The sequence below is a fragment of the Pseudomonas botevensis genome (genome assembly GCF_019145475.1).
In the GTDB taxonomy this organism is placed as follows: Bacteria; Pseudomonadota; Gammaproteobacteria; order Pseudomonadales; family Pseudomonadaceae; genus Aquipseudomonas; species Aquipseudomonas botevensis.
In genome coordinates this window covers 1-5,306 of the sequence record NZ_JAHTKI010000046.1, presented here as the reverse complement: position 1 = coordinate 5,306, position 5,306 = coordinate 1, and the positions used below count along the sequence as shown (strand labels likewise).

Genomic DNA, 5,306 nt, shown 5'->3' with positions numbered 1-5,306 from the left:
AAGCGGTACTCGAGCTAACGCTCATTGTGTTGAGTGTGGGACGCGGGTGTGGACGGCTTTTGCTTTTTGTGGGAGTGGGCTTGCCCACGAAGGCGGCCTCCGAGCCGACCTGGTTTTGGCGGGTGTACATATTCTTTACTGCCGCTGTGGTCAGTTCCCTCTCCCTCCGGGCGGTCCGACGTTTCGGGAGGGCTAGGGTGAGGGGCTGCGTCCTCAAGTCCGCCAAAAATACATCTGCATGTGGCTGATAGCTGCGCCGGGCCGTTAAAAAATGGCATAGCAGTTTTCCGTGGAATTGGGGCTGTCATACCAAGATGTCTGCGCTTAATTTGAATCTCATCTTCAGCTTCTCGAGACCCGCGCCATGTCCCCGCGCCTGGATTACTACAGCGCCTCGCCCAAGGCGATGAAAGCGATGATTGCCATGGAGGCTTTGACCAGCAGCCTGAGTATCGAGCCGCCGCTGCTGCAACTGATCAAGATCCGTGCCTCGCAGCTCAACGGCTGCGCCTTCTGTACCGACATGCATTCGGTGGACGCCCGGCGGGCGGGGGAGAGTGATCGGCGGTTGTATTCGATTGTGGTCTGGCGTGACAGCGGTTTTTTCAATCCGCGCGAACGGGCGGCGCTGGCGTGGGCCGAGGCGGTGACGCTGCTGGCCGAGAGTCGGGTGCCGGATGATGTCTACCAGGACGCCCGGGCACAGTTCAGTGAAGGTGAACTGGTGGACCTGACCATGGCCGTCAGCACCATCAATAGCTGGAACCGCCTGGCGGTGAGTTTTCGTCAGACCGCGAGTGAGTGATGCCCGTCAGTTCGGCGGACGCTGCGGTTTGACCGAAGTGCCGAAGGTGTTGCCCATCCGTGTGCTGGTAGCCGCAGGCGTCGCCAGGCCTACCTGATTCGGTGGCCGTTTGTTCACCGGTACGTTCAGCGCTTCCTGATTCTTTTGTGCGGCTTTCGCCCCGTCGGGGTTGTTGCCCATTTGTTGGCTGAGGCAGTCGTAATTCGGTGCCTTGTAGCCACCCACCGTGACCTCGACGCAGCCCAGTGGCTGCTCCGCATGGGCAACGCTGAGCGCACTCAGCAACAGCCCGCCAAGCACCCTTGCGCAGATTGATCTCATGTCGGCCTCCTGGCCGGCCCGAAGGGGCCGCTCTGGGTCTGAGTCTAGTGCAACCCCGAGGGTGATCCCGTGATGGTTTTTTTGCAGTTGCCGTCACACCAGATTCATAAACAGACCTCAGGATGACGGTTTTCAGGGGTGCGTCAGCCGTGCAGCGAGGCAGTGCCAGGGACGGATTTCAACGTTCAGCGCTTGTGTGCCGGGTATGCCTGGGGCTGTTGCTTGGCCTGTTTTTGCGCGATGTGGCGGCAGGGTCCATGCCGGCATCGACGCGCATGACGCTGCACATTCCGGCTCAGGATCTGGCCCAGGCCCTGGACCAGTACAGTCGCGCCACCGGCGTGGCGGTGCTGGTCGACAGTCAGTTGAGTCGTGGCCGGCGCTCGTTGGCGGTGGACGGTGAGTTCACCGCCGCCGATGCCTTGCGCCGGTTGCTCGGCGGCAGTGGCTTGATGGCCCGGTATGCCCGGGACGACGCATTCACCCTGCAAGTGGCGCAGGTCGAAGAGGTCGCGCTGCCGACGGAAAGGCCGGCGCCCGGCAGTGCGGTGGTCAACCGCAACTATGCGACAGCGGTTCAGGCGGCGATCGAGCGCAACTTGTGCCGTTCGCCGCTGACCCGTCCGGGCACGTTTCGCGCGGTGCTGCAGGTGTGGATCGGCCGCGACGGCGTGGTGCAGCACAACCGGCTGGTCACTTCCACCGGCGACACACGGCGCGACGGGGCGCTGGTAGAGAGCTTTCGCACACTCAGGATCGAACGGCCGACACCCGGCGCCTTGCGCCAACCGGTCACCTTGCTGTTGTTACCCGAATCGTCAGGAAAGCGCATGGAATGCACACAAAGGGAAGGAGTTTCCGGGGGATGAAAGACGCCGGGCAAAGTTCGATGGTCCAGTTGTTCCTGACGTCCTACGAGGACTTTCGGGTACGCCTGCGGCGCCGTCTCGGCTCCGAGGATCTGGCCAACGACGTGCTGCACGAAACCTATCTGCGGGTCGACCGCATGGAGGCGCCGCCCAATATTGCGCGGCCCAATGCCTACCTCTATCGCATGGCCCTGAACATCGCTGCCGACCGCCGTCAGGCCGATGCGCGGCTGCTCACCGGCGAGGAAGTGGAGGAGCTGCTGCAAATCGGCGACGAAGCCCTGGATCCGGCGCGGGTGGTGGGCGGGCAGAAGGAAATCCAGTCGCTGCTCAGCGCCTTGTACGAGTTGCCGGCGCGGCGGCGGCGGATCTTCATTGCCGCGCGTCTGGAGGAGGCGCCGCATCTGGAAATCTCCCAGCGCTTCGGCATTTCCACGCGCATGGTCGAGAAGGAAATCAAGGCTGCCCTGGGGTATTGCGCAACGCGTCTGGAAAGAAAAGTGTTTCAGCGGTTCGGTCGCGGGGCCGGAAAACCGTCTTGAGAGAAGAGTCCCGATTAATCCGTTGAGAATCTGCGCGTTTGAACATCTTCCGTCTGACACCTGCCGAGCCGACGGCCGCCGAGCGCCTGCAAAGCGAAGCCCGCGACTGGCTGATTCTGTTGACCTCCGGCCGCGCCACGGTTGCCGATGCCCGGGCGTTGCGCCAGTGGTGCGCGCAAAGTCCCGACCACGCCCGCGCCTTTGAAGACTGCAAAGCCTTGTGGCATCAACTGCGTCCGGCCGCCGAAGCCTTGCAGGCGCCGCGCGGGTATGGCCGACGGGCGTTTCTCGGCGGCGCCATCGCGGCCTCGGCGGCGTTCTTTCTGGTGCGTGGCACGGTGCCGGGCGGCTTCTCCGGGCTGGGTGCCGATTACATCACCGAGGTCGGGCAGCAACGTCGGGTCGAGCCGGCCGACGGCGTCAGCCTGGAACTCAACACGCAGACGCGAATCAACCAGCGCGCCGTGGACGACGGCCTGCAAGGTTTCGAATTGCTCAGTGGCGAAGTCGAGGTGCAGACCGCGCGCCTGCCGCTGGCGATGCAGGCCGGCAGCGGCTGGCTACGCGCCAGTCGGGCGCGATTCAACCTGCGCAACATCGACCAGCAGGTCTGCGTGACCTGCCTCGACGGCGCGGTGGAAGTGGATGTCGAGGGCCGCAGTGTGCGCCTGGAACCGGGCCAGCAACTGACCTATGACGGCCGCCAGATTGGCGCCGTGCAAAGTGTCGATACGGCGGCGGTGATGAACTGGCGCCAACAGGTGCTGGTGTTCAACGGCGCGACCCTGAGCCAGATGATCGACGAGATCAACCGCTACCGACCGGGCATGCTGTTGCTGCTCAACCGCGACCTGGGCCAGCGCCGGGTGCAGGCGCGCTTCAGCCTCGATCAACTGGCCGGCGTGGCGTTGCTGATTCGCGATGCCTATGGGGTCAAATGCACCGAGTTGCCGGGTGGGGTTGTGGTTCTCAGTTGAGGCTTTTGCTGGTCAAGGTGGCCCCCCTGTGGGAGCAACTGTCTTGTCCATGCCATTCGGCCGCCTTCATGGGCAAGCCCACTCCCACAGAAAAGCACCGAATTCCAATGTGGGAGCAACTGTCTTGGGCAAACTACTCCCACAAAGGCAACACAGCCCGATGTGGGAGCGGGCTTGCCCGCGAATGCGGTGGAACAGTCGCTGATCTATCAACGGACACTCCGCCTTTGCGGGCGAGCCGCTGCCCTTCATTGGAACGTCTGACACCGTGGCCTATTGCAGTTGCAACGGCCCCATAACCTGGCGGTACTTTTCCGGCCCTTGCGGTGTCTGCCGGGTCAGACGCACCTCCAGCCCCATTGGATCCTCCCGCCGATTGCCACTCAACTGCCGCCACCTTTTATCCGCCTCCCAAACCCGCACCTGCAAATCACTGACCTCATTCAACACCGCCACCCCCGCGCCCGGTGCCGGCAACGGATAACGGCTGCGCGCCGGGGCGACCGCGCGGTACAACGTATCCCCCTTGAGCCACCAGCGCACCCGTTGCAGGGCGCCGGGCTGGTCGACGGCGCTACGAATGATGTCCAGACGAAACCCCCGGCTGTCACTGCTGCGCACGGTGAGGGCGGGCGGGGCGCTGGGAGCTTCGTCGTCACTGGCTCTTTTCGGTTCGCTGAGTTCGATGCCGGCGCGCATCTCGACATCGCGCTGCAACTGATTCAGCGCGCGCAGCAGGCTGTCGCTCTGTTCGCTGCTGGCCTGCAAATGGCTGTCGGCCCGGGTCACGCTGTCCAGCCCCTTCCAGGCAATCAGGCTGACCACCGCCATCAACAGCATCGCCACCATCACCTCGATCAGGGTGAAACCTTCTTGTTTGTTCATTGCACGCTGATCCGGCCTGAAGCATCACGCAGCACACTCAACCGATTGAGTCCGTCAGACAGCGTCAACTGCAGCGGCGGGTTGATCCATTCGGCGTTGAGCAGCACTTTCTGCTTCGGCTCCACCCGCACTTCAACCTTCTGGCTCTGCCAGGGGCGCGGGCGTAATTGCGGGTCCTGATTGAAATGGTCGAAGCCCTTGCCGCTGTCGCTACGCCGACTGAAACGAAACCCCTTGGCATCGCTCAGCCAGGCAATCGACCGCCCATCGACCCGCGCCTCGGCCTGCGCGACTTGCAGCAGTTGTGCGACGCGCTCGGCGTCCTTGCGCAGCAGTTGCAACGGGTCGGGTTTGATACTCAGGCTGATCGCCGCACTGGCGATGCCGACAATCACCAGCACCACCATCAACTCGATCAGGGTGAAGCCTTGCTGCCTGCACGGATTCATCGGTTACGCGCTCCTTTGCGTCGTGCCCTGAACTGAAAAACCATCCTGCCCGGCGAACATGTAAGGCGTGTGAAATAAAACCGTGAGAATTGCCGCGTAGTCTGGTCATCGGGACTAAAAGGAGATTCAGCCCATGTTGCTCATCCCACGGTTTTCCCCGCCGCAAATGCTCCAGGGCCTCGGCCTGCTGGCAGCGCTGGCGGGCGTCGCGGTCTGGTCGTCACTGCTGCTGACGTCCGCCGAATCCCACACCCCGACCGCCGCCCCGCAACTGCTCGCAGCACGCAGCGACAGCCCGGCGTTGCAGTGGTTTTCCAACCAGACGGCACCGGTGCAGATCAAGGTCAGCGGTGTGATGGCGGGGAGTCGGGGGGCGGTGGCGATACTCAGCCTCAACGACGGGCCGCCGGTTAGTTTTTTGCAGGGGGAGCGGGTGAGTCCTGGGGTGAGGTTGGTGG

8 protein-coding genes are annotated in these 5,306 nt (G+C 63.3%); 5 read left to right on the top strand and 3 right to left on the bottom strand.

Going from position 1 to position 5,306, the window contains the following annotated elements; all coding sequences use genetic code 11:
- Window positions 1-364: 364 nt before the first annotated feature.
- Entirely contained in the window at window positions 365-805 is a 441-nt protein-coding gene (locus KVQ74_RS29125) for a carboxymuconolactone decarboxylase family protein (RefSeq protein WP_217834817.1), read from the top strand.
- A 6-nt stretch (window positions 806-811) separates the two neighbouring features.
- Here KVQ74_RS29125 and KVQ74_RS29120 read toward each other — a convergent pair whose 3' ends face one another.
- The gene (locus KVQ74_RS29120) at window positions 812-1,126 is read right to left on the bottom strand and encodes a hypothetical protein (protein WP_217834816.1); all 315 of its coding nucleotides are present in this window, start codon (window positions 1,124-1,126) and stop codon (window positions 812-814) included.
- Between the two features lie 149 nt (window positions 1,127-1,275).
- On the opposite strand from KVQ74_RS29120, the gene KVQ74_RS29115 reads away from it, so the two are divergent.
- From KVQ74_RS29115 to KVQ74_RS29105, 3 genes are read left to right on the top strand one after another with little or no spacing between them, the layout of a single operon-like run.
- The gene (locus KVQ74_RS29115; RefSeq protein ID WP_404822784.1) at window positions 1,276-1,995 is read left to right on the top strand and encodes a secretin and TonB N-terminal domain-containing protein; all 720 of its coding nucleotides are present in this window, start codon (window positions 1,276-1,278) and stop codon (window positions 1,993-1,995) included.
- Entirely contained in the window at window positions 1,992-2,537 is a 546-nt protein-coding gene (locus KVQ74_RS29110; protein WP_217834814.1) for an RNA polymerase sigma factor, read from the top strand. The genes KVQ74_RS29115 and KVQ74_RS29110 overlap by 4 nt, the downstream gene beginning before the upstream one ends.
- Window positions 2,538-2,575: 38 nt before the next feature.
- Window positions 2,576-3,514: a FecR family protein gene (locus KVQ74_RS29105; RefSeq protein ID WP_217834813.1), complete on the top strand. Its 939-nt coding sequence runs from the start codon at window positions 2,576-2,578 to the stop codon at window positions 3,512-3,514.
- A 273-nt stretch (window positions 3,515-3,787) separates the two neighbouring features.
- On the opposite strand, the gene KVQ74_RS29100 is transcribed toward KVQ74_RS29105, so the two are convergent.
- Window positions 3,788-4,399: a prepilin-type N-terminal cleavage/methylation domain-containing protein gene (locus KVQ74_RS29100; RefSeq protein ID WP_217834812.1), complete on the bottom strand. Its 612-nt coding sequence runs from the start codon at window positions 4,397-4,399 to the stop codon at window positions 3,788-3,790.
- The gene (gene gspH / locus KVQ74_RS29095; RefSeq protein ID WP_217834811.1) at window positions 4,396-4,848 is read right to left on the bottom strand and encodes a type II secretion system minor pseudopilin GspH; all 453 of its coding nucleotides are present in this window, start codon (window positions 4,846-4,848) and stop codon (window positions 4,396-4,398) included. The genes KVQ74_RS29100 and gspH overlap by 4 nt, the downstream gene beginning before the upstream one ends.
- A gap of 133 nt (window positions 4,849-4,981) precedes the next feature.
- Here gspH and KVQ74_RS29090 point away from each other — a divergent pair.
- Window positions 4,982-5,306: general secretion pathway protein GspC (locus tag KVQ74_RS29090; RefSeq protein ID WP_217834810.1), on the top strand; the 325-nt coding region annotated here is incomplete at its 3' end.